At 61.2% G+C, this 24127-nt stretch carries 20 protein-coding genes and 1 pseudogene; 11 read left to right on the top strand and 10 right to left on the bottom strand.

Going from position 1 to position 24127, the window contains the following annotated elements; all coding sequences use genetic code 11:
• The first annotated feature begins 163 nt into the window (after positions 1 to 163).
• The 3 genes from PRL19_RS10910 to kce are packed head-to-tail and all read left to right on the top strand — an operon-like array spanning position 164 to position 2789.
• Complete coding sequence (locus PRL19_RS10910; RefSeq protein ID WP_273742969.1) at positions 164 to 889, top strand: GntR family transcriptional regulator; 726 nt, start codon at positions 164 to 166, stop codon at positions 887 to 889.
• Positions 890 to 940: 51 nt separating this feature from the next.
• Positions 941 to 1855, top strand: coding sequence for a 3-hydroxyacyl-CoA dehydrogenase (locus PRL19_RS10905; protein ID WP_273742968.1), 915 nt, complete (start codon positions 941 to 943; stop codon positions 1853 to 1855).
• A 1-nt stretch (position 1856) separates the two neighbouring features.
• A complete protein-coding gene (kce, locus tag PRL19_RS10900) occupies positions 1857 to 2789 on the top strand; it encodes a 3,5-dioxohexanoate:acetyl-CoA acetone transferase (RefSeq protein ID WP_273742967.1) in 933 nt (310 codons plus the stop codon).
• 213 nt (positions 2790 to 3002) lie between these two features.
• Here the strand turns inward: kce and PRL19_RS10895 are convergent, their stop codons facing one another.
• Positions 3003 to 3953: a GlxA family transcriptional regulator gene (locus PRL19_RS10895; RefSeq protein WP_273742966.1), complete on the bottom strand. Its 951-nt coding sequence runs from the start codon at positions 3951 to 3953 to the stop codon at positions 3003 to 3005.
• Positions 3954 to 4052: 99 nt separating this feature from the next.
• Between PRL19_RS10895 and bcoG the strand changes: the two genes are divergently transcribed.
• The 3 genes from bcoG to PRL19_RS10880 are packed head-to-tail and all read left to right on the top strand — an operon-like array spanning position 4053 to position 7420.
• Positions 4053 to 4976, top strand: coding sequence for a 3-dehydrocarnitine:acetyl-CoA trimethylamine transferase BcoG (gene bcoG / locus PRL19_RS10890; protein ID WP_273742965.1), 924 nt, complete (start codon positions 4053 to 4055; stop codon positions 4974 to 4976).
• Complete coding sequence (locus tag PRL19_RS10885) at positions 4973 to 6391, top strand: carnitine 3-dehydrogenase (RefSeq protein WP_273742964.1); 1419 nt, start codon at positions 4973 to 4975, stop codon at positions 6389 to 6391. The genes bcoG and PRL19_RS10885 overlap by 4 nt, the downstream gene beginning before the upstream one ends.
• 39 nt (positions 6392 to 6430) lie before the next feature.
• Positions 6431 to 7420: a GlxA family transcriptional regulator gene (locus PRL19_RS10880; RefSeq protein ID WP_273742963.1), complete on the top strand. Its 990-nt coding sequence runs from the start codon at positions 6431 to 6433 to the stop codon at positions 7418 to 7420.
• Here PRL19_RS10880 and choX read toward each other — a convergent pair.
• The gene (gene choX, locus PRL19_RS10875) at positions 7388 to 8326 is read right to left on the bottom strand and encodes a choline ABC transporter substrate-binding protein (protein ID WP_273742962.1); all 939 of its coding nucleotides are present in this window, start codon (positions 8324 to 8326) and stop codon (positions 7388 to 7390) included. The genes PRL19_RS10880 and choX overlap by 33 nt on opposite strands.
• A gap of 332 nt (positions 8327 to 8658) precedes the next feature.
• Between choX and PRL19_RS10870 the strand changes: the two genes are divergently transcribed.
• The gene (locus PRL19_RS10870; RefSeq protein WP_273742961.1) at positions 8659 to 9678 is read left to right on the top strand and encodes a purine-nucleoside phosphorylase; all 1020 of its coding nucleotides are present in this window, start codon (positions 8659 to 8661) and stop codon (positions 9676 to 9678) included.
• A 214-nt stretch (positions 9679 to 9892) separates the two neighbouring features.
• On the opposite strand, the gene rpiB is transcribed toward PRL19_RS10870, so the two are convergent.
• The 5 genes from rpiB to PRL19_RS10845 are packed head-to-tail and all read right to left on the bottom strand — an operon-like array spanning position 9893 to position 13900.
• Positions 9893 to 10339 (bottom strand): ribose 5-phosphate isomerase B, encoded by a 447-nt coding sequence (gene rpiB, locus PRL19_RS10865; RefSeq protein WP_273742960.1) that lies wholly within the window; start codon positions 10337 to 10339, stop codon positions 9893 to 9895.
• A gap of 19 nt (positions 10340 to 10358) precedes the next feature.
• A complete protein-coding gene (locus PRL19_RS10860) occupies positions 10359 to 11633 on the bottom strand; it encodes a TRAP transporter large permease (protein WP_273742959.1) in 1275 nt (424 codons plus the stop codon).
• Positions 11633 to 12094, bottom strand: a complete 462-nt coding sequence (locus PRL19_RS10855; protein WP_273742958.1) for a TRAP transporter small permease — start codon at positions 12092 to 12094, stop codon at positions 11633 to 11635. The genes PRL19_RS10860 and PRL19_RS10855 overlap by 1 nt, the downstream gene beginning before the upstream one ends.
• A 46-nt stretch (positions 12095 to 12140) precedes the next feature.
• A complete protein-coding gene (locus tag PRL19_RS10850) occupies positions 12141 to 13127 on the bottom strand; it encodes a TRAP transporter substrate-binding protein (RefSeq protein ID WP_273742957.1) in 987 nt (328 codons plus the stop codon).
• 23 nt (positions 13128 to 13150) lie between these two features.
• Entirely contained in the window at positions 13151 to 13900 is a 750-nt protein-coding gene (locus PRL19_RS10845) for a FadR/GntR family transcriptional regulator (RefSeq protein WP_273742956.1), read from the bottom strand.
• Between the two features lie 598 nt (positions 13901 to 14498).
• Here PRL19_RS10845 and PRL19_RS10840 point away from each other — a divergent pair.
• The 4 genes from PRL19_RS10840 to PRL19_RS10825 all read left to right on the top strand — a co-directional run bounded on the left by PRL19_RS10840 (position 14499) and on the right by PRL19_RS10825 (position 21963).
• On the top strand, positions 14499 to 14999 hold the full coding sequence (locus PRL19_RS10840; RefSeq protein ID WP_273742955.1) for an ImuA family protein: 501 nt from the start codon (positions 14499 to 14501) through the stop codon (positions 14997 to 14999).
• Positions 14917 to 16437, top strand: a complete 1521-nt coding sequence (locus PRL19_RS10835) for a Y-family DNA polymerase (protein WP_273742954.1) — start codon at positions 14917 to 14919, stop codon at positions 16435 to 16437. Before PRL19_RS10840 ends, PRL19_RS10835 begins: the two co-directional genes overlap by 83 nt.
• Positions 16434 to 19793, top strand: a complete 3360-nt coding sequence (locus tag PRL19_RS10830; RefSeq protein ID WP_273742953.1) for an error-prone DNA polymerase — start codon at positions 16434 to 16436, stop codon at positions 19791 to 19793. The genes PRL19_RS10835 and PRL19_RS10830 overlap by 4 nt, the downstream gene beginning before the upstream one ends.
• 130 nt (positions 19794 to 19923) lie before the next feature.
• Positions 19924 to 21963, top strand: coding sequence for an ATP-dependent helicase (locus tag PRL19_RS10825; RefSeq protein ID WP_273742952.1), 2040 nt, complete (start codon positions 19924 to 19926; stop codon positions 21961 to 21963).
• A 446-nt stretch (positions 21964 to 22409) separates the two neighbouring features.
• Here the strand turns inward: PRL19_RS10825 and PRL19_RS10820 are convergent, their stop codons facing one another.
• From PRL19_RS10820 to PRL19_RS10810, 3 genes and pseudogenes are all read right to left on the bottom strand, one after another.
• Positions 22410 to 23090, bottom strand: coding sequence for a thermonuclease family protein (locus tag PRL19_RS10820; RefSeq protein ID WP_273742951.1), 681 nt, complete (start codon positions 23088 to 23090; stop codon positions 22410 to 22412).
• 350 nt (positions 23091 to 23440) lie between these two features.
• A pseudogene (locus PRL19_RS10815) lies at positions 23441 to 23896 on the bottom strand (SDR family oxidoreductase); the annotation flags it as partial.
• A gap of 15 nt (positions 23897 to 23911) precedes the next feature.
• Positions 23912 to 24109 carry a hypothetical protein gene (locus tag PRL19_RS10810; protein ID WP_273742949.1) on the bottom strand — a complete coding sequence of 66 codons (198 nt, stop codon included), beginning with the start codon at positions 24107 to 24109 and terminating at the stop codon, positions 23912 to 23914.
• Positions 24110 to 24127 lie beyond the last annotated feature (18 nt).

Raw genomic sequence — 24127 nt, 5'->3', positions numbered from 1 at the left:
AGACTTGCGACCATCTCCTTCGGCCGCATAACTGTGATCTCACTTTAGCCTAGCAATCATGATCAAGTCTGGTCAACTGCTAAATTTTTGCGGATATCTGGACATTTGGCTATCGATAGCGCACCGTCATTGTAATCCGAGGTCTCGGTTAGGAAGGTTTCGAATGGATCTGATCCACGTGCAAGATGGCTGGTCGCGGCTTGGCCCGTTGACACTGGCCGAAGGTGCCACAGCACAGGCGCAGGTCTATCATCGACTGCGGGATGCCATCATCAGCGGTTATTTCCGACCCGGTCAGGAGATCAGCCTTCGCCGTGCGGCCGCCGTTCTCGGCACCAGCGTGACCCCCATCCGAGAGGCCTTGCGTCAGTTAGAAAGCGATGGCGGCCTAGAGGTGTTTGGTGGAAATCGCGTGCTACGCGTACCTGTCCTGTCCGATACCGAGCTAGCCGATATCCGGGACGTGCGCATCAAGCTGGAGGGGTTTGCCGCAGCGCAGGCCATCCACGCCATCGGCCCCCCCCAGATGCGGCTAATCTTCAATGCTTGCTCGATCATGCAGCGGGCGGCCGATATGGGCGACGCGGACATGTATTTGGAAAGCAACTGGCGGTTTCACTCGCTGATCTATCGCGCTGCCAACCGTCCCGTCCTGATGAGCGTTATCGAGGGCATGTGGCTGCGCGTCGGCCCGCTGATCCGGCTGGCTGTTACCGCGCCATTTCATTTCGAACGCTCAATGGACAGTCACCATGCCGCCGTTCAGGCGCTGCGCGACCGTAATGCAGAGGCGCTGCAGGCAGCAATCGTCCGCGACATCTCGGACGCGGCCGCGGATCTGGGGCAAGCCCTCGTTCCGCAGAACCGAATGGCGTCCCAAGCGCCTTGAACAGTTGGGGCTGTGCCACAATCACGACATGCAGGGAGGAGACCTGTTACCATGACACGTACTGTAGCCATTATCGGCTGCGGCCTGATCGGTCGGGCCTGGGCCATTGTATTTGCCCGCGCGGGCCTAAACGTCCGCATTTGGGATGCAGATCCGGCAGTTATCGCGGCAGCTCCTGCAGCATTGCATGCCGCTTGCAAAGAGGTCGGCCAGGACCCGTTGGTCCTGTCGCATGTAACGGTCGCAGCGGATATGGCCACAGCCTTGGACGGCGCGGAATGGGTACAGGAAAGCGGCCCGGAGCGCTTGAACATCAAGCGGCAGATCTATGCGGATCTAGACCGGCTTGCCGCGCCTGAAACGATCTTGGCCTCGTCCAGCTCAGCGATCGTCGCATCGCAATTCGGGGCCGATCTGCCGGGCCGCGGTCGAATCCTTGTGGCCCATCCTGTTAACCCGCCCCATGTCATTCCCGTTGTTGAATTGTGCCCATCGCCCGACACTGCGCTGGTTGTCATGGACCGGGCCGAGGCCCTGATGCGCGATGTCGGGCAGGTTCCCGTGCGGCTGGCGCGCGAGATCGATGGGTTTGTCCTGAACCGCTTGCAGGCCGTCCTGTTGGCCGAGGCGCTGTCGCTAGTGGCGCAGGGGATAGTCACGCCGCAAGGTCTGGATGACACGATCGCTCACGGCCTTGGGCGGCGCTGGGCGTTGTTGGGTCCGCTGGCCACTATCAACCTGAACGCGCCGGGAGGCATCGCCGATTACTTGGACCGCTATGGTCCGACCATGGCACGCCTCAGTAATGGGGCTGCACGCGGCGAGGCTTTTTCCGGTCTGATCGGCCAGGATCTGGCTGCGGTCATGCCTGCGCCGGACCAAGTGCCAGCACTCAGCCAACACCGTGATGCGCGTCTGGCGGCACTGTCTCACTTTCTGACTTCAGACCAGCAAGGAACCATCTGACATGGCCACGAATCGTAAAGTCATCATTACTTGCGCCGTAACTGGTGCGATCCATACACCATCGATGTCGCCTTACCTGCCGGTCACGGCCTCAGAGATCGCCGATGCCGCGATCGGAGCGGCCGAAGCCGGGGCCTCCATCGTTCACCTGCATGCCCGCGATCCTCAGGACGGCCGCCCCGACCAAACACCTGAGGCCTTTGCGCCTTTTCTGCAGGTGATCAAGCAACGGTCGGACTGCGTGGTCAACATTACTACAGGCGGTGCACCGACGATGTCTATCCAAGAACGTGTCCGTCCGGCCGAGTCTTGGCAGCCTGAACTGGCATCCCTGAACATGGGCTCCATGAACTTCGGCCTGTTTCCCATGCTGGGACGGTTTAATGCCCAGTTGAAGCATCAATGGGAACGGGATTATCTAGGCAATAAGGGGATCCTGTTCCGCAATACTTTTGAGGATATCGAATACATCCTCGGGACGCTGTCACCAAAGGGCACGCGCTTCGAGTTCGAGTGCTATGACACAGCACATCTGTACAATCTCAAGCACTTTCATGATGCCGGGTTGGTAAAGGGTCCGCTGTTCATCCAGACGGTTTTCGGCCTGATGGGGGGGATCGGTGCGCACTACGACGACGTGATGCACATGAAGCGCACGGCGGACCGCCTGTTCGGGGACCAGTACCGCTGGTCGGTCTTGGGGGCCGGCAAGAACCAGCTGTCTATTGCTGCCATCGCCGCGGCATTGGGTGGACACGTGCGTGTTGGACTTGAAGACTCACTTTGGGCCGGACCCGGAAAACTGGCGGAGAGCAACGCACAGCAAGTCAGAGCTGTTCGCCAGATTATCGAGGGTTTGGGACATGAGATCGCGACACCGAGCGAGGCGCGCCAGATGCTCTCACTCAAAGGAGCTGATGCCGTAGGGTTTTAGCAAGTATTGCACCGGAGCCTTCTGACCGCGATGAATGACCGCGTGAGAGCCGGCATTCTATGCCAGATTGAAACTCTAGGCGGTCTACATAACAGTAGAGCGGCAAACGCTATGAAGCGTTCGCCGCTCTACTTGCAGTTCCCTCCAATTATAATGACAGATTCAGCTTTTCGGTCACTGACCATAACCTACGCTAGGCCGTATCTGACGGGACTATTTTAAGTCACAACTGGGATTGCCGGTGCGCCTGTGACGAACCCGGCCGATCGGATGGCCGTAGGCCCTGCGGAAAGACTTGCTTAACGCGGCAGCGTCGCAATATCCGCAACGTAGGGCAATATCGTTCAGACTAAGCGTCGTGCCACTTACCAGATCCTGGGCCCGAGCGAGCCTGAGCATCCTGGAAAATGCTCCCGGAGACATGCCTGTATCGGCACGAAACAGGCGATCCAGCTTGCTTACCGACATGCCCCCCTTCTCTGCCAGAGAGGACAGAGAGGCCGGGTTGTCCACTGTTTCGACCATAAGGTCGATGACCTTGCGCAGGCGCATTGAACCGGCGCGCGCCACACGCAGCAAGTCGTCGGGCACATCGCCGCGCGGGGACTGATGGTCGTGCATGAACATCGACGATGCGACGAACGCCTCGGCCTTACCGAACCGCTGTGTGATCAACGCCAGCATCAATGCGAAGGCATCGGAAGCACCACCGCAGGTCCATACCCGACCGGTTGTTACGTGGCCCATGGGCATCACCTGAACTTGGGGAAATGCCTCGGCAAACTCGGGAAGTAAAGACCAGTGAAGGGTCGCCGCCTGACCATCGAGCAGCCCTGCCGACGCCAAGATCCAAGGCCCGGTATCCGCACCGATGATCTGCAGGCTGCGGCGTGTCAGATCGCTAATCTGTCGTCGCGTTGTACCTTCGGCATGGGCGCGGTGGCCATAGCCGGCCACTACGATCAGCACGTCAATGCTACCCGAATACGGCGGGTCAGGCGTGACCAGCAACCCGCTGGAGGATCGCACCGGCGTGTCGCCTGCCGTCTGGATCTGCCAGCCGAGATCCGCCTGTCCCCGATCGCGGACAGCGCGCAGAGGTTCCAGCAAGCACGAAAGCACCATGTTGGAAAAACCGTCAAAAAGAAGAAAGCTGACACGCATGGCAAATGATGACGTTTCCGGATAATACAGTGACAGAATAGGACATGCCGCGTGCCTGTGAAAGCCATAGCCTTGGCGTCGACGGAACAGGAGCCTGCAATGCCGCTTGCCATGACCAAGGACGTTTTCATCACCTGCGCGGTGACCGGATCGGGAGCGACCCAGGATCGCTCGCCCCATGTGCCACGCAGCCCACGCCAGATCGCGGACAGCGCCATCGCTGCGGCCAGAGCGGGTGCGGCGATCGTCCATTGTCACGTGCGCGACCCGGACACCGGCGCACCCTCGCGTCGTCTGGATCTCTACCGCGAAGTCACCGACCGCATCCGCGACGCGGACGTTGATGTTGTCCTGAACCTGACGGCGGGCATGGGCGGGGATATCGTCTTCGGCCCGACTGAGGCCCCGTTTCCCGTCAACGCGCAGGCCACCGACATGATCGGCGCGACCGAGCGGATGGCCCATATCGCCCAATGCCTGCCCGAGATCTGCACCCTCGATTGCGGCACGATGAACTTTGCCGAGGCCGATTACGTCATGACGAACACGCCCGGCATGCTGCGGGCGATGGGGGCGATGATGACCGCCCTGGGCGTCAAGCCCGAGATCGAAGCGTTTGATACAGGTCACCTGTGGTTCGCCAAGCAGCTGGTCGCGGAAGGCACGCTGACCGGCCCGGCGCTGGTGCAGCTGTGCATGGGCGTGCCGTGGGGCGCGCCAAATGACCTGAACACCTTTTTGGCGATGGTAAACGCGGTGCCGTCGGACTGGTGCTGGTCGGCGTTCAGCCTCGGGCGCGACCAGATGCCATATGTCGCAGCCGCTGTGCTGGCGGGCGGCAACATCCGCGTGGGGCTGGAGGACAACCTGTGGCTTGGCAAGGGACAACTTGCCACGAACGCCCAACTGGTTGAGCGCGCGGTCACGATCACTGAAAGCATGGGCGCCCGGATCATCGGCCCGCAGGCTGTGCGGGAAAGACTGGGGCTGGTCAAGCGCGCGCCTGCCGGGGTGGCGGCGTGAAGGCCGCGATTGTCGGCGGCGGCGTCATCGGTGGTGGGTGGGCTGCGCGGTTTCTGCTGAACGGCTGGGACGTCGCAGTTGCGGACCCCGACCCGCAAGCGGAAAGAAAGATCACCGCGGTGTTGGATAACGCCCGCCGGGCGCTTCCGGCGCTTTATGACCGCGCCTTGCCCCCCGAAGGACGTCTGACATTCCATGCCAATCTGGCCACGGCGGTCGTCGGCGCGGACTGGGTGCAGGAAAGCGTTCCCGAGGTCTTGGAGGTCAAGCACCGCATCCTGCCGATGATCGCGGACGCGGCTGGCCCGAATGCGATTATCGGGTCCTCCACCTCGGGCTTCAAGCCGTCCGAACTGAACGCGGTGGGGACCGGGGCAATCGTTGCTCATCCATTCAACCCGGTCTATCTGCTGCCGTTGGTCGAATTGGTCGGTGATGCAGACACCTGCGCTCGGGCAGCGCACATCCTGCGCGGTGTCGGCATGTATCCCCTGACCGTTCGCCAAGAGATTGACGCCCATATCGCCGACCGCCTGCTGGAGGCCGTCTGGCGCGAGGCACTGTGGCTGGTCAAGGATGGAATCGCCACTACTGCCGAGATCGACGAGGCGATCCGTATGGGCTTTGGCATCCGCTGGGCGCAGATGGGCCTGTTCGAGACTTATCGCATCGCGGGTGGAGAGGCAGGGATGGCGCATTTCATGGCCCAGTTCGGCCCTGCCCTGTCCTGGCCCTGGACCAAGCTGATGGACGTGCCGGAATTCAACGATGATCTAGTCGATCTGATCGCCACGCAGTCTGACGCGCAATCGGGCCACCTGTCGATCCGTGAACTGGAACGCCTGCGCGACGACAACGTGGTCGCCATGATCCGCGCCCTGCGCCGCACCGGCAGCGGCGCTGGGGGCGTCGTCACGGCGCACGAAGCTGCCTTGCCCGATGCAGGGGAGCGGGACAGCCTGCCCGTCACCGTCACGCGGCAGGTTCCCTCCAGCTGGACCGATTACAACGGCCACATGAACGAGACCCATTACTTGGAGGCGTCATCTCTGGCGACCGACCGCTTCATGCAGATGATCGGGGCCGATGCGGATTACATCGCATCCGGCCGCAGCTATTTCACGGTCGAAAGCCATGTCTGCCACCTGAACGAGGTGCACGCGGGCGATCGCCTGACGGTCACCACGCAGGTGTTGGCGGGCACTGGCAAGCGGTTGCACCTCTTCAACCGGATTTGGCGTGACGACGTCCTGGCCGCCACGGTTGAGACGATGCTGCTGCACACCGATCTGTCCACGCGGCGCACCTCGGACCCTGATCCGGCGGTGACGGCACGCCTGTCGAACTGGGTCGCCCGCCATGCCGCGATGCCTGCCCCCAACGGAGCGGGCAGGTACGTCGGTCAGCGACCTTGAGACCGGCACAGGATACGATGGTCCGGATATAGGCCACGGATGGTGTTCCAGCGAAGCGACCAACCCCTGACGGCGATGATCCTGATCCTGCCAGACGCTTCGCTGATGAGCTTGGCGGCGACGCTGGACCCGATGCGCGCGGCCAACCGCGTCTCGGGGCAGCAGCCCTATAGCTGGCGGATCGTGTCGGTCGACGGCGCACCCGTCCGCACAAGCTGCGGGCTGACCCTGCAGGTCGATGGTCCGCTAGCCACGCAGGGCGATTGCGACCTGATGATCGTGGTCGCCGCCTTCAACGTGGCACATCACGCGACGCCCGCCCTGTTGGCGACTCTGCGTCAGGCCGCGCGGCGCGCCCGCATGGTCGGCGGCATCGAGGCTGGCAGCTGGGTCCTGGCTATGGCCGGACTGTTGGATCAACGCAATGCTACGACCCATTGGGAGGATCTGGAGGATTTCGCTGCCCGATTTCCGCAGATCCGAGTGATCCCGGACCGATGGGTTTTGGACGGGCCGGTCTTTACCACAGGGGGCGCCGCCCCGGCGCTGGATTTCATGCTGGCCCTGATCCGGGCGCGGCAAGGGACCAGTTCGGCGCTGAACGTGGCCAGCGTCTATGTCTATGACGAGGTGCACCTGCCAACCGACGCCCAGCCGCTTGTCTCACTTGGCCGCAACAGCCACCTTGACCGGCGGTTAGCCCGCGTCGTCGCCATCATGGAACAGCATCTGGACAACCCGCTGTCGATCCGTGAGATCGCCGGCCGTACTCGATGTTCGACCCGCACGCTGGAAGGGCTGTTCCGCAATCTCGTCCAGACTTCGCCTGCCGCCTATTATCTGGCGCTGCGCCTGCAATCGGCGCGCAGGCTGGTCGCGGACACCAACCTGCCCATGGCCGACATCGCCGTGCGTACGGGGTTTTCGTCAATTGCATCGCTGTCACGTGCCTTCAGGCGGCGGTTCGGGCAGCCGCCGACGGCTGCCCGGCGCGGATCAAAGATCCAGAGCAGTCGTCACGGCGGCTAGTCCAGGCTGACCGTCGACGGTCGTGACACCTTCCAGCCAGCCATCCAGCACGGCGCCGTTTTCCGTCAGCCAGCGCGTGGCCGCGTCCCGCGGCTCCAGTCCCTCGTCGAGGATATAGGACATCATGATATCCTCGGCCTCGACAGTGAAGGCCAGGTTGGCCAACAGCGTGCCCAGGTTGGGACATTCGGCGGACAGACCCTTTCGGGTATTGGTCAACACCGTCGCTTCGCCATCGTTGGGTCCGAACATGTCGTCGCCGTCGGTCAGGTATTCCAGGTCATAACGTACGTTCATCGGGTGGGGCCGCCAGCCAAAGAACAGGATCGCATCCTCGGATCCGATGGCGCGCTGCACCTGCGCCAACATGCCCTGCTCGCTGGATTCGACAAGCTCAAACTCGCCCAGGCCAAAGCTGTCATCCTCGATCATCTTCAGGATCGTGGTATTGGCGCTGCTGCCCGCCTCGATGCCATAGATCTGACCGCCCAGCTGGTCCTGGAACGCTGCGATGTCGGCATAAGTCTTCAGCCCCGCATCATAGGTGGCCTTGGGAACGGCAAACCCGATCAGCGCGCCTTCAAGATTGGGTCGGATCACCTCGATGTCGCCGGCATCGACCAAGGGTTTTTGTTGCGGCTCCTGCAAGGGCATCCAGTTCCCCAGGAAGATATCCGTGTCGCCCTGTTTCAGCGATTCAAACGTCACCGCGACCGACAGGATCTGAATTTCCGGTGTGTATCCCAACGCTTCCAGGACGATAGCTGCCGCGCTGGTCGTCGCAGTGATGTCCGTCCAGCCGACATCGGAAAAGCTGGGTGCCAAGCATGCTTCAGGCTCGGCCGCATGGGCAGTCGACAGCGTCGCGACCGAGACGAGCGTTGCAAGAATGACCGTGTTTTTCATGATGTGGTTCCTCCTGTGGTGGCTGACTTCCTGAGAAGTGCCCGTTGGCTATCGTGAGACAGTAGCGCATTCGGCTTGAACGACTTATCACTGAGCGAACCATATTTGCCCAAACGCGAAGAACTAGCTCTGTCGACACTTAACTAGTGAGGAACGAGTGACGATGTTTCGGGGGTTAGGTTTTGCAGCCGTCAAAGCCGCCCGAGATTTGCACAAACTGCAATGAAAATGGCCATCCGTGTGACGTCGACGGGTTGAGGGATGCGCTGGTTCTGGCTTGTCCGACCGGACAGGGATAGGCCCATCGAGATATCTGGACCAGGAGATGCGCCATGACGCCGACCACCCTTAGCTGCAGCGCTGCCATCGTGGCGGCGCTGTCTGCTGTTCCCACACTTGCCGCTGCAGAGACATTCGCCCCGAAAGTCCTGGTCATGGCCATGTTCGAGGCGGAAGCAGCCCCGTGGTTGAAGAACCTGGACCTGCCCAACACGATCACCGTTCCCGGCCTGCCCAAGGATCATGACGCGCTGTCCTGCAACGCGGATCTGTGCGTCATGACCACAACGATGGGCTATGCCAACGCAGCCAGTTCAGCCATGGCGGTCGGGTTCTCGGATCAGCTCGATTTGTCGCAGACCTATGTGTTGATCACGGGCATAGCCGGCGTGGACCCGGAGAATGGCACGCTTGGTTCAGCGGCGTGGGCAGATCACGTTGTGGATGCGGGGTTGGTCCATCGCATCGACAGCCGCGATGCACCTTCCGACTGGACCAGCCAGATCGTCGAGCTGGGCGCCAAGGTGCCTGGCGAGAAGCCGGGCTGGACAGCGGGGAGCGAGGTTTTCACGCTGAATCCGGCTCTGGTTTCTGCTGCAATGGATGCAACCCGCGACGTCGAACTGGCTGACAGTGATGACGCGGCTGCCTATCGTGCGAATTACACTCAGAATGCCGCAAAAGGGGCGCCGCAGGTGATGGTTTGCGCCTCTGTCTCGGCCGACACCTACTGGCATGGCGATACCATTGCGCAAGAGGTCGCCGACCACACCGCCCTGCTGACAGACGGGGCTGCCGATTACTGCATGAGCCAGATGGAGGACAACGCCACCCTGACCGCACTCAAGCGTGCAGCTGAAGCGGGCCGGCTGGACATGGACCGCGTGGCGATCCTGCGGACAGCCTCGAACTTTGACCGCGCGTATGACGGGCAGGACACTGCCGCATCGTTGTCGGCAACCTCAGGGGGCTTCGGACCCGCCACCGAGAACGCGTTTCGGGTCGGAAACGCGTTCGCAGCGCTTGTCATTAAAGACTGGGACCGCTTCGAAGAAGGCGTGACCGTGGATTGAGAAGGGATGGCGACGGTTAAATGGAAATGAACCCGTCGCCACTCGCTGTACCTTGCAGCAATAGTATCTACCTATGATGCGCCGTGCGGCAGCGCCCCGTTCGGTCAGGCACTTCGGTCCTATCCGGCAGTAGGAAGTTTAGAATTACACGTATGGTCCCTTGGGGTATCCTTATAGGGGCGGGCACGAGGGCTACGCACCGCGCCCGCCAAACTCAGCGGTCAGCATCCATCTTGTGCAGCTTTTCGACACGACGCCGGAAATCCTCGTCAGTAGAGAATTTGGCCGTCAGGTATGAATCGATCAGGTCAAGCGCCAGCCAAGGTCCGACAATCTGCGCGCCGATGCACATGACGTTGACGTCGTCATGTTCGACACACTGATGGGCTGAGTGGATATCATGACAGACCGCCGCACGAATGCCCTTTACCTTATTGGCTGCAATGGACGCCCCAACACCGGTACCGCAGACCAGAAGGCCCCTTTCGGCACGCCCATCTGCGACCGCGCCCGTTACGAGCTGTGCAATATCCGGAAAGTCCACCGGTTGGTCATCGTGAGAGCCAACGTCTTCTACCTCATGCCCTAGCTTGCGGATATGGGCCACAACCGTGGCCTTAAGTGGGAAGCCCGCGTGATCTGATCCAATGACAATACGCATATTTATACCTTTCAGGGTGTTATCGAAGGAGACTGGGCAACCAAAGCACCAGGTCGGCATGGAAGGTGATGATGGCCAATGTTATCAGCAGAGGCGCGTAGAACGGCAGCAGCGCGCGCAACAGCTCGCGCAGCGTGATCTTTGCAATGTCGCAGACTAGAAACAGCGACAGGCCCATTGGCGGGGTCAGCAGGCCCAGCATCAGATTGAAGATCACGATGATCCCAAGGTGAACTGGATCGACGCCCGCCAGCACCATGGGCGGAGCGATCACCGGCACGACCAGCAGTGTCGCGGTGGTACTGTCCAGAAACATACCTGCAATGAAGAAGATCAGGTTTGCGATGATCAGCAGTGCCATCGGGCTGTCGGCGAACTGCAGGATCCAACGGGCAAAGTCCTGTGGTATCTGCTCGACTGCCAAAATCCAGCCGAAAAGCGATGCGACAGCGACAATGATGAGGATCGCGCTGGTGCTGCGGACCGTCATCAACATGGCATTCCACAGATGTGACCACGTCAGCTCTCGGTAGAACATGCTGCTTATCAGCAGGACATAGGCAACGGTAACGGCCGCCGCTTCGGTTGGTGTAAAAAAGCCAAAAAGCATGCCGGAAATCATCAGCACGGGCGCGAATAGCGCCGGCAGTGCGGGCAGAAGGTCTGCACCAATCTCGCGAATTGTGGGTGCGCGGTCAGCCCTTGGCATCTTGTGGAGGATGGCAAGAATAGCAGCAGTGATCATGAGCAATACGATGCAGATCAGCGCTGGCACGATCCCGGCCAACAGCAGTTGCACGATCGAAACGCTGGTGACTGATCCATACACGATGAGCGGTATGCTTGGGGGAAAGATAGGCCCTACAACAGCTGATGCCGCCGTCACGGCCCCAGCGAAGGGTGCAGAAAAGCCGCGCTTTCGCATTGCCGCAATCTCAATGCGGCCAAGGCCGCCGACATCGGCCAGTGCCGCACCGGACATGCCCGAAAAGATTAGGCTGGAGAAGATATTCACCTGCGCCAGCCCGCCTGGCAGCCGCCCAACCAGCGTATCGGCAAAGCGGAAGATACGGTCGGTGATGCCCGCTGAGTTCATCAGGTTGCCAACGAAAATGAAGATTGGCACAGCGACCAACGGAAAGCTGTCCAGCGCATAGGTCACACGCTGTGTAAGCAGACCTAGCGGCAGTCCTTCAATCAGCACATAGCCGATGGCGGGAATGAGGATGGCATAGACAACCGGAAAGCCCAGGATGAACAGCGCCAGAAAGATGATGATCAGTGCGATACCCATTACAGCGCCACCGACCCATGGCCAGAATTGGGCTTTCGCAGCTGAACCATGTGGACAAGGCATGCCCCTGCGAACCCGAAGGTGGTTGCACCCATGAAGATCCAGAACGGGATCTTCAATGTCGGCGTGGCGCCGCGCATGTTGCCGCTGATGTTCTGGAACGCGACGAACGCCAAAAACCCGCAGGTTGCCAGCCCCGCGGCAACGATCACAAAGCGTAGGATGCTGCGAAGTCTGCCGGGCAGGTTGTCCAGCAGTTCGGACATCACAATATTCTCGTGGCTGGCGGTCACCAAAGGATAGGCCGCAAACACCGTGCAGATCAGCAGAAAGCGCGTCAGTTCCTCGGCGCCTACAATGGCCGAGCCGATGACCTCCCGAGCGATGATTTGGATGAAGGGCACGGCGATCAGTGCGGCGAGCAGCAGCACGCAGACGATTTCCAGCAGCTTGCGCATCATGGTTCCCCCTTTGTGTCGGTCGGCCCGGAGGCCGACCGGATCCTGATCACTTGATCGCCATGATCTGTTCGATATAGGGCTGATAGCTGGGGAAATCCCCATTGATCTGGGCCAGCACCCGCTCGCGGAAGGCGTCAATGTCCAGACCGTCTTCCTCAGTCACCACCGTCATGCCCTTCTCGGTCAGTTCGGCCACCAGCTCCGCTTCCGACTCTTGCGCCCAGACCAGCGACTCTTCGGCCTTCGCGTCCAGCACCTGGGTGATCTGCGTGCGGTTCTCCTCGGACAGGCCCTGCCAGACATCCTCATTGATGAATACGGCAAGCACGGACTGCATGTGCCCGGTCATGGCGACATGGCTTTGAACCTCATAGAGGCTGTTCGAGGTGATCATCGTCAGCGGGTTCTCCTGCCCGACGACAAGCCCGGTCATCAGCGCAGTTGGCAGTTCGGCCACCTCTACGGGAGTCGGCGTTGCGCCAAAGCCCGTGACCATCGACACCCACAGGTCCAGCGGCACGGCGCGGAACGGCTTGCCCGCCAAGTCATCAGGCGACTTCACCTCGAAGTTCGACGAGATATGGCGCGCGCCGCGATAGATGCGCCCGATGATCCGCACGCCGCCCTGCTCGACCAGCTGCTCGTTGATCTCCTGCAGGGCGGGGGATGTCGCCGGGTTGGTCGCAGCCAGCGCATGGGCGCCATTGCGATAGATGAAGGGCGCGTTGAAGACCGACACGTCCGGCACCATCTGGGCTAGCGAAGCAAAGTCGTGGTGTCCCATTTGGATCGAGCCCATTTGGACACCGCCGACCATCTCGGACACGCCGCCCAGCTGGCTGGCCGGGAAGACCTGCACGGTCACAGCACCGTCCGTCGCGGCGGCAATCTCCTCGGCGGCCTCGGCGGCATAGCGGGTCTGGATATCGCCCTCGGCGCCGACATGGGCATAGCGCAGGTCCTGCGCGAATGCCGGAATGGCGGTCAGTGTGATGGCTGCGACGGCCAGCAGCCGTCCGGTCTTGATGAACATGATTGTCCCCTCCCTGGGATGGTTCAGTTGATCTGTTTCGCGGGGGCGCCGCGGTAGGTCTCGATCAGGCTGCGGCGGCGCAGCTCGTCCCCGATGGCAAAATGTTCGCGCAGGCGGCGGTCGGCCTGATCCGGGTCTTTGGCCACGATCGACAGGAACACCTCGCGATGCGCATCGACCAGAACCCGGACGATCTCTGGGTTCCGATAGGTGGTGACACGGCGCTGCACATGGCTGCGCTGCAAAAGCTCTGCCATCGCGCCGTAAAGCGTGGTCAGCGCGCGGCTGTGGCTGGCGGCGACGATGGACTGGTGGAACATGAAATCGGCGCGCCCTCCCGCCTCTGGGTCCGTCAATGTGTCGATCAACGTCCCTAACCACTGCCCAATCCGTGCCAGATCCGCTTCATTAGCGCGCTCGCAGGCCAGCCGGATTGCCTGGCACTCGATGGCCATCCGCGCCTGCATCACGTCCTCCAGGACGTCCTGTTCCTGGGACAGGCAGAAGGTGAAGAAATCCGACAGCACGCGAATGTCGGCCTTGGCAATGTATGTTCCGCTGCCTTGCCGCACGTTGAGAAACCCAAGCATAGCAAGAGACTTCATCACCTCGCGCAGTAATGGACGACCGACATCCAGATGCTGTGCCAGCTCGCGCTCCGGCATGACCCGATCGCCAACCTTCAGCTCTCCGCGCAGAATACGTTCCTTGAAGTAGGAAACGACCCGGTCTGACCCGTTCTTTTCCACGTCACTGTTTAGAACTCCGCTCACCGGCACTCCTCCCGAGTGCAACAATGCTCCGACCAATCGCCGCAAGAATCAACGAACAGTGCGCGTCACGGAAAAAATCCTGCATCGCACACAGTGAAGATCCAAGAAGAGCAATGCAAAGTCTTATTTTTTTCAAAAACTTACTCACGAAAACGGTATTATAATAACGACTGGTATTGGTAAGACCAATCGTCCTGTGTGTCGTAGGTCCAAGTCGTGAGGAGCCGGTACTCATGCCGTCGTTCATCATATCCTTTCGAGAGGTTGACACATTGTCGCAATAAGAACAAAACAGGAACTAAGATTCTGCAACTTTGACGTGAAATGCATTCTCCCCATTATGACCGATACCGTCCCCCGCCCCAACGTTGCCGCCTTGAGAGCCCGCATTGCCCATCTCGAGGGAGCGGAAACGTATGCGCGTAAGGTATTGCCTTTTGGTGTCAATGCGCTGGACCGACGCCTTCCCCAAGGAGGTCTGGCAATGGGGTGCCTGCACGAAGTCGCGGGTGGCGGCAGAGGAGCGCTAGATGGAGCAGCGGCGGCCTGTTTCGCGGCAGGGATCGCAGCCCGACTATCAGGACCCGTATTGTGGTGTATGACGCAGGCCGATCTGTTTGCACCGGCGCTGGAACAGGTAGGCCTGTCCTCCGATCGGGTGATTTATGTCGAGGCGGGAGACGAGAACGCTGTGCTCGCCTCCATGGAGGAAGGGCTGCGGCACGGCGGGATCGGAGCTGTCGTCGCGGATGTGGCAAAGCTGTCGATGACCGCCTCGCGCCGATTGCATCTGGCGGCTAAGGCGTCGGGAACCATTGGCATTGCCTTGAGGCGTTGGCGGCGACAGGCGGACGCCAGCGATTTCGGCCAGCCAACAGCAGCGATGACCCGCTGGCGGGTGTCGGTGCTGCCCTCGTCACCCTTGCCCGTTCCGGGCATCGGCCGGCCACGCTGGCTGATAGAGCTGATCCGCGCGCGGGCCGGCGAGTCTTTTGATCTTGAGTTGGAGGGCTGTGATGACACGGGTCATCTCGGTCTGCCTTCCCCTGTGGCCAATCGACCGGCGACGCAGGCAGGCAGACAATACGGCCTCAGCTGAGGCGCCGCTCATTCTTGCAGGACGTGTTGGCAACCGCCGCGTGATCACGGCGGCCTGCAAGCTGGCCATTGGTCAAGGACTCCGCATCGGAATGCCGGTCAGCAAGGCACAGGCAATCATTCCGGACCTGCGCGTTGAAGCGGCGGATCCTATGGGTGATCATCAGTCCCTTGAACGACTGGGCCTGTGGCTTCTTCAACGCATCGCGCCCGTCGTCGCAGTTGATCCTCCGGATGGCGTGGTCATCGATGTCACGGGCGCGGATCATCTGCATGGCGGCGAGGAGGCTCTGCTTGAGACGCTTCTTGGTCGCCTGACCCTCTCGGGGCTTACTGCGCATGTTGCCATCGCCGACACTTGGGGTGCGGCCCATGCGCTCGCCCGTCATCACCGTGAGACTGCGGCGTGTATCGCCCTGCCCGGCTCGGTGGCCTCAGTGCTGGGCCCCCTCCCACTGGCAGCTTTGCGTTTGCCACCGGCCACCGTGGCGGGCCTGCTGGATCTGGGCTTCGCGACGATCAAAGACCTTATTGATACGCCCCGCGCCCCGCTAACGTCGCGCTTTGGTCCAGAACTATGCCGCAGGCTCGATCAGGCGCTGGGCGTTGTTAAAGAGCCGATTGATCCTTTGCGCCCTGAAGGTCTGATCGAAGTACGCCGCAACTTTTTCGAACCCATTGGGGCTCCGGAGACCATTGCGCGATACATCGCCAAGCTGGTGACGGACCTCTGTACGGCACTGGAGGCTCGTGGCGAGGGGGCCCGCCGGCTTGATCTGTTATGCTGGCGCGTCGACGATCGGATTGAAACGGTCAGGGTTGGACTGGCCGTGGCCCAACGGGACCACAAACGCCTGACCAGGCTCCTCTGCGACAAGATCTGCACCATCGACCCGGGCTTTGGGATCGAGATCATGACGCTGACGGCCACTTTGGCTGAGCCACTTGCGCCCCGACAGGCCAGCACCCTTTTGGAGCGCACCCCGCCCGACATTTCTGATCTGGTCGACATGCTGTCCAACCGTGTAGGACATCGCGCGGTCTATCGCATGGCGCCGGTGTCGAGTGACGTACCTGAACGATCGGTGACGCGGATTGGTGCATTGTCGCCCGATCAGGGCATCGGCTGGCCTGGACACTGGCCACGGCCATCACGTCTGTTGCCCCGGCCCGAGCCCATCGACACGATGGCGCTGTTGCCCGACCATCCCCCGAACTGGATTTCATGGCGCGGTATTCGCCACCGGGTCCGCCGCGCTGACGGGCCCGAGCGGATTTTCGGTGAGTGGTGGAAGCGCGATGCCGAGGCACGTTCGGTGCGCGACTACTTCCGCATTGAGGACGAAGCTGGTCAGCGCTTCTGGATCTACCGCGCTGGTGATGGCGAGGACGCGACCACCGGCTCCCATTGCTGGTTCATCCACGGGGTCTTCGGATGAGCTATGTGGAACTACAGGTCACGACACAATTCTCGTTTCTGCGCGGGGCGTCCTCGGCCAAGGAGTTATTTGCTACCGCAGCGCTTCTGGGCATCCGTGCGATGGCGGTCACGGACAGGAACAGCCTCGCCGGGATCGTGCGGGCGCATGAAGCCGCCAAAGAGACTGGCGTGCGTCTCATCGTTGGTTGTCGCCTGGATATGCGCTGCGGGATGTCGGTGCTGGTCTATCCCACCGACAGGGCAGGCTACTCGCGCCTCTGTCGCCTTCTGTCCATCGGCAAAGCAAGGGCAGGAAAGGGCAACTGCCATCTGGACTGGCCCGATCTTCATTGCCATGCCGAGGGCCTGCTCGCCATACTGATCCCAGATACGGCGGATGACCTCTGTGCCCTGCACCTGCGCCGTCTGCGTGACAGCTTTGGCGACCGCGCGTATCTGGCACTTACGATCCGCCGCCGCCCCAACGATCAGATGCGGCTTCACGAACTGTCGACCCTGGCGGCGGGGCTGGGCGTGGCCACGGTCATTACCAACGACGTTCTGTTCCATGTCCCTGATCGCCGCATCCTGCAGGACGTGGTCACCGCCATCCGACACACCACCACTGTCGACGCCCTGGGCTTTCGTCGGGAGCGCCATGCTGACCGATATCTGAAGGCTCCGGCTGAGATGGTGCGCCTGTTCCCTCGCTACCCGGAGGCGATTGCTCGGACGCAGCAGATCGCCAAACGTTGCAGTTTTTCATTGGACGAATTGCGCTATCAGTATCCCGAGGAACGCGAAGACCCGACATTGACCCCTCAACAGACGCTGGAGGACCTGACATGGGAAGGTGCTGCAGAGCGTTACCCCGAGGGTATACCGGTAGAGGTGACTGCTAGCCTCCAGCATGAACTGCATCTGATCGCCCGGTTGAAATATGCCCCCTATTTCCTGACCGTGAATAGCATCGTCCGCTTCGCCCGTTCCCGCAGCATTCTCTGTCAGGGCCGGGGGTCGGCAGCCAATTCCGCTGTCTGCTATGTGCTGGGCATCACCTCTATCGATCCGGGGCGTAATGATCTGCTGTTCGAAAGGTTCATCAGCGAGGAGCGTCGCGAACCACCCGATATCGACGTGGACTTCGAGCACGAGCGTCGCGAGGAGGTCATCCAGTGGGTCTACAAGACCTATGGCCGCAGTCATGCCGCGCTGACCGCCGTGGTGATCCGCTACCGCACCAAGGGTGCGCTGCGTGACGTTGGCAAGGCCCTGGGTCTGCCCGAAGATCTGATCCGGGCCATCTCCGGTCAGCTTTGGTCATGGGGCGAGGACGGCATCACCGATGCCCAGATTCAAGAGCTGGGCCTGAACCCTGACGATCGCCGGTTGCGGCTGACTCTTGATCTGGCATCGCAGCTTCGCGGCGCGCCGCGGCATCTGTCCCAGCACCCAGGCGGATTTGTCCTGACACATGATCGTCTGGATGATCTTGTCCCTATCGAACCCGCCGCCATGGTTGATCGTCAAATCATAGAATGGGACAAGGACGACATCGACACCTTGAAGTTCATGAAGGTCGACGTCCTGGCGCTGGGCATGCTGACATGCATGCGCCGGGGGCTTGACCTGATCGCTGCACACAAGGGCGAACATTACAATCTAGCGACCGTCCCGGCCGAGGATCCGCGCACCTATGCGATGATCCGCAAGGCCGACACATTGGGGACATTCCAGATTGAAAGTCGCGCGCAGATGTCAATGCTCCCGCGCCTCAAGCCTCGCACCTATTACGACCTGGTGGTGCAGGTAGCCATTGTACGACCCGGACCGATCCAGGGCGACATGGTTCACCCCTACTTGCGCAGGAGGGCTGGGCTGGAGCCGGTTCACTATCCTACTCCCGAATTGGAAAAGGTTCTGGGCAAGACCCTGGGCGTGCCGCTTTTTCAGGAGCAGGCCATGCGTGTGGCCATCGAATGCGCTGGGTTCACCCCAGGTGAGGCCGACATGCTGCGCAAATCGATGGCCACTTTTAAGTTTACAGGTGGGGTATCGAAGTTTCGCGACAAGCTGATCGACGGCATGGCCGCGCGCGGCTATGACCGCGAATTCGCCGAGAGGACCTTTCGGCAACTGGAGGGCTTCGGCAGCTACGGCTTTCCTGAAAGCCACGCGGCAAGCTTTGCTCTGATCGCCTATGCTTCAGCCTGGCTAAAGTGCTGGCATCCCGACGCCTTCTGTGCCGCGCTTTTAAACAGTCAACCTATGGGCTTCTATGCCCCTGCCCAAATTGTCCGCGACGCATGCGATCACGGAGTCGACGTTCGCCCGGTCTGCATCAACGGATCAGAATGGGATTGTACTCTGGAACCAATCGGTGACCACGGTGACGGGCGCTTTGCCGTTCGCCTTGGATTGCGTCTGGTCAAAGGGTTGGCCGAGGGCCACGCAAAGGCCATTCTCTCGAGCCGCGCCGGCCGGCCCTTCGCCGATGTGCCCGATCTCTGCCGCCGCGCGGAGGTGCCCATGGCGGCTTTGACCCGCATAGCCGAGGCGGACGGCTTGCTGCCGGCGTTTGGCTTGGCACGCCGGGAAGCGATCTGGGCCATCAAAGGACTGCGCAACGACGACTTGCCTCTTTTCGCTGCGATCAAGCAGGACGCTCCTGGTACAGTCAGACACGATCCCGAACCAATACACCGCATCGGAAAGAATCGTGTCGAAACTGAAGCCGTCCCAGGAACACCTCATTTAGAGCCAGCCGTTACGTTGCGCCCAATGTCGGCCGGTCGGGAGGTGGTGGAGGACTATAGCCATGTCGGCTTGTCTCTGCGCCACCACCCTGTGTCGTTCCTGCGTACCAGCTTGAAGACCCGGCGGATCCGTACTTGCGCCGAGGCCATGGCCGCCCCCAACCGTCGCTGGACCGAGATTGCTGGGCTGGTCCTCGTTCGTCAGCGTCCCGGGTCAGCCAAAGGTACCATGTTCATCACACTGGAGGATGAAACCGGCATTGCAAACCTCGTCGTCTGGCCCAAGGTCTTTGACGCTCACCGGCGCATTATCCTGTCTGCCGGGATGCTCTCCGCCGCCGGTCGTGTTCAGCGCGATGGCGAGGTGGTTCATCTTGTGGTCCATCGCCTGACCGACCTCTCTGCGGACTTAGCTAGCATCGGTCAGCGCGGGATGGCATTTCCCCTGCCCCATGGTCGCGGCGATGAATTCCATCATGGCGCCCCGGCATCGGATCCACGCACATCCGCAGTGGACGCTCCGCGTGAAGCTCTACCAAACAAGCTTAAACCCCGTGATATCTACATTCCTGACCTTCACATAGACGCAATTCGGGTGAAGACGCGAGATTTCCGGTAAATAAAGCAAATTGCCGAAGCCAAGTGATGTGCAAGCAAGGACTTTCCTTGGCGATCAGGTGTAGATGTTTCCATTACGTTCCAGCATGGCTAGGCTCACCTGAGCTATCAGGACAAACGGGCAGGACGACATGGCGACTCCGTATCTCGACAAGCTGAACGATCAGCAGCGTGCCGCGGCAGTATTCGGAACCGAGGGCCCGGCCCTACCCCCGCCTTTGCTGGTCATCGCCGGAGCCGGATCAGGCAAGACCGACATGCTGGCGCACCGGGTGGCGCACCTGCTGGTCACGGGTGCCGATCCGCGCCGCATCCTGCTGATGACATTCTCGCGCCGCGCCGCGTCCGAGCTGACCCGGCGCGTCGAACGCATTACCGCCGCCGCCATGGGCACCCCTGTCGCGGCCGAGGCTCTTTGTTGGACGGGAACCTTCCATGCCATCGGCGCACGGATCCTGCGCGAGCATGCATTGGCCATCGGCCTTCACCCCAACTTCTCGATCCATGACCGCGAGGATAGCGCCGATCTGATGAACCTCGTCCGGAACGGGCTAGGCCTTTCTACGTCCGAGACGCGCTTTCCGACCAAGGGGACCTGCCTTGCGATCTATTCGCGCGCCGTGAACTCCGGCGCGCCTCTTTCGGACGTCCTGCGCGACCATTTTCCGTGGTGCGCGATGTGGGCCGACCACCTGAGAACGCTCTTTGGCACCTACGTCACCGCCAAGCAGACCCAGAACGTTCTGGACTATGATGACCTGTTGTTGGCTTGGGCACAGGTCATGGCTGATCCGGACTTCGCGGCTCATATCGGTGGCGCGTGGGACCATGTGCTGATCGACGAATACCAGGACACCAATCGCTTGCAGGCACGTATTCTGACCGCGCTGAAACCAGACGGGCATGGCCTGACAGTAGTCGGCGACGACGCACAATCGATCTATGCCTTCCGCGCTGCTGATGTCCGCAACATCCTGGACTTCCCGCACGCCTTTTCGCCGCCGGCGGACGTCATCACGCTTGAGCGCAACTATCGCTCCACCCAGCCGATCCTGACTGCCGCCAATGCCGTGATCGCCGGGGCTGCGGAACGCTTCACCAAGGATCTCTGGTCCGACCGGGCTAGCGCGGACAAGCCGCGGTTGGTCACCGTCGCGACCGAGGCATTGCAGGCCCGCTACATGGTGAACCGAATCCTTGAGGATCGCGAGGGCGGCATGCGCCTGAAGGATCAGGCCGTGCTGTTCCGCACATCCAGCCACGCCGCCCAGATCGAGGCCGAGCTGACCCGTCGTAACGTGCCCTACGTCAAGTTCGGGGGCCTCAAGTTCCTGGACAGTGCCCACGTCAAAGACCTGCTCTCGGTCCTGCGGCTGGCGCGCAACCCGCGCGACCGGGTGGCGGGGTTCCGAGTGCTGCAGCTGATCCCGGGCGTGGGTCCGACCGCCGCCGGGCGTATTCTGGATGCACTGGACCTGGCTATTGAGCCCGGCGCCGCGTGGGGCGATGTCGCACCGCCGCCGCGGGCGGGTGCGTCATGGCAAGGGTTCGTGGATACGATGACGACCGCGGTGCCCTGGCCCGCCGCCATCGGCCTTGCCCGCGCCTGGTATGATCCGCATCTGGACCGCATTCACGAGGATGCCGAGGCACGGCGCGCAGACCTGTTGCAGCTGGAGCAGATCGCTACGGGCTATCCGTCGGCTGAGGCCTTCCTGACCGAGCTGACCCTAGACCCGCCCGACGCCACCAGCGATCAGGCCGGCGTGCCCCTCAAGGACGAGGATTACCTGATCCTGTCGACCATCCACTCTGCCAAGGGCCAGGAATGGCGGTCAGTGCATATCCTGAATGCCGTCGACGGCTGCATCCCGTCGGACCTGGGCACCGGCAGCACACATGAGCTGGAGGAGGAGCGCCGCCTGCTCTACGTCGCGATGACGCGGGCCAAGGATCACCTGACCCTCGGCCTACCGCAGCGTTTCTACGTCACCCAGCAGAGCCGCAATGGCGATCGTCACGTCTATGCCATCCGCACTCGGTTCATCCCCGGCGGCATTCTTGACCGGTTCGAGGCCGTGAGCTGGTCCCCTCCTGTCATTGCAGGTGAGACCCGCCCTACGCCCGCACCCATCGATGTCGCCGCCAGCATGCGGGCGATGTGGGGATAGGTCGGTTCAAACCTGAGGCGAGGACACACGGGATTCAGCTGTGTGCATGGGCCGATCGGGCCGACAAGAAGAGGACCCTATGGGGGCTTTCGGGTCCTTCAGGCGCAGGTTCATATGCGGGAGGCTTAGCCGCGTAACAACCTCAGTTCTAAAGAAAATAGCGGGGTTCGCACCCGAAGTTCGCGGTTCGCGCGTGTCACACGTTTCAAGACCAGGTGTTGGACTGTGACTGGAACTGTCCCCACCGTGACGAGCAGGGCATCTCTTCTTTTCGGCACGCAGGCAGATCCCAGGAAGCGGTGATGGAGCTAGTGTGGTCAATAGGGATCGCGAGCGAGATGCATCGTTGGTACCCTTGCAAAGCGTGGGCGTCCGCTCCCTTTCACCCAACGCGGTGATGCATGACTGTTCGACGTAGGCTGAGGACCTAAGGAACCTTTTGGGTCCTATCGTCGGCTTTTACGCCAGTCCCACGGCATGACGAACTCACTGCTCCAGATCCCCCGCCGCGCCGCCCGCGCTACCGCCTCCTCCTGATCATAGATCGCGCCGCCGTATTGCCGGTATGCCACGGCCCAGCCGTTCTCCACCATCCACGCGTTTATGTTCTCTTCCTCGGCCCAGCAGGTCGCGACGCGTCTCTCATAGCGGTCGATATCCTGTTCCTCGCATTTGACTTGCCGACCGGCAATCAAGGACACGAGTGAGTTTTTGGCAATCATCCCGCAGACCCAGGTTCGACCATCGCGCTGACAGGTCTGTGCTGCTTCCGGTGCGTCGATGCCGTAGAGCCGCACACGGGAGCCTGTCACGTCTATCGTATCGCCATCGATGACCTCCGCGTTTCCTACCTGTCGTTTGACCACACGTTTGTCGCTGACGAACTCCTGCAAGAACGCATCCACCACCTGACGCAGCTGGGGATAGTCGTCGCCGATCAAGAGCAGCGCAGCTACAAGGGCAATAACGACCAGCCAAACCTTCGGCTTGGCGTGGCGTTTTGTTCTGCGACGCGTCGTCATGCCGGCGGTGTGGTTTAAAGTAACGGCGTCGGCAATACCTAAGCCGCGCTTCGGAGAGCGTTCAATGAGGCTTTTGCTTAGTAGGTGTCGGTATACTGGTTTCACCTAGCTCACCTGATGCAAGCCATTTCTTCAGATAAACCTACAGTGGAGCTGTCGAGGAGGTATTGACGGTATGCAGCACAACGCGGGTGCCGGGCAGCCGACGGTTCAACGCGTTAAGTCTTTTTATAGAAAAGAAGCGGCTCCCGGATCTGACCCGGGAGCCAACGCATGTCATCGACCATGCGTCTTTGTCGTACTGCTCGTGCCCTCGATCTCTGCCGCCGAAGTGCGCTCAACTACTGAGGTAGTTCTTATTATTGATTTCTGCTTAGGGTTAATCGAATTCCCTGTCTAACGTTATTTTCGATATGCATTCAGTTCAGCTAAATTATGGGCATCCACCTCTTAAACTAACTTCCGGGCGCGGCGGCCGAACCTGCTAGGATACCCCCATCGATCGTCAGTTCAGCCCCGGTCACGTAGGTTGCCTCGTCCGATGCCAGCATGATCGCCAGCGCAGCCACCTCCTCGGGCCTGCCAAAGCGGCGCAGGGGCGTGTCGGCGACCATTGCCGCCTCCCGCTTGCTGCGGTCGGGGCCGCTGCCCAGCATTGGTTCCCATATCGGCGTCATCACCGCCGCGGGATGGATCGAGTTGCACCGGATGTTCAGGCCCTGCCCCGCGCAGTACAGCGCCACGCTTTTCGTGTGATTGCGAACGGCGGCCTTGGAGGACGCGTAGGCTGCCGCCATCGGGATGCCGACAAGCCCCGAGCGCGAGGAAATGTTGATGATCGATCCCACGCCTTTCGGCCTCATGGCGCGGATGGCATAGCGGCAGCCCAGGAAGGTGCCGTCCAGGTTGACGGCATGAACGGCGCGTCAATCGGCAAGCCGTGCATTCTCCGGATCATGCGCCGGTGGGACGGATCCCTCGAACCCGGTGACCCCGGCGTTGTTGACGACGATATCCATCGTCGGGAACTGCTCGGCAATCGTACTCCAGTCCGCTTCGGAGGTGACGTCGAGCCGGCTGAATGTCCCACCAATCGCGTCTGCCACGGCATGGCCGCCGATCATATCGATGGCATTGCAGCG

It is taken from the genome of Paracoccus marcusii, from assembly GCF_028621715.1.
GTDB classification, from domain to species: domain Bacteria; phylum Pseudomonadota; class Alphaproteobacteria; order Rhodobacterales; family Rhodobacteraceae; genus Paracoccus; species Paracoccus marcusii.
The sequence above is the reverse complement of the archived record's forward strand: the minus strand, read 5'-3'. Positions and strand labels throughout refer to the sequence as shown.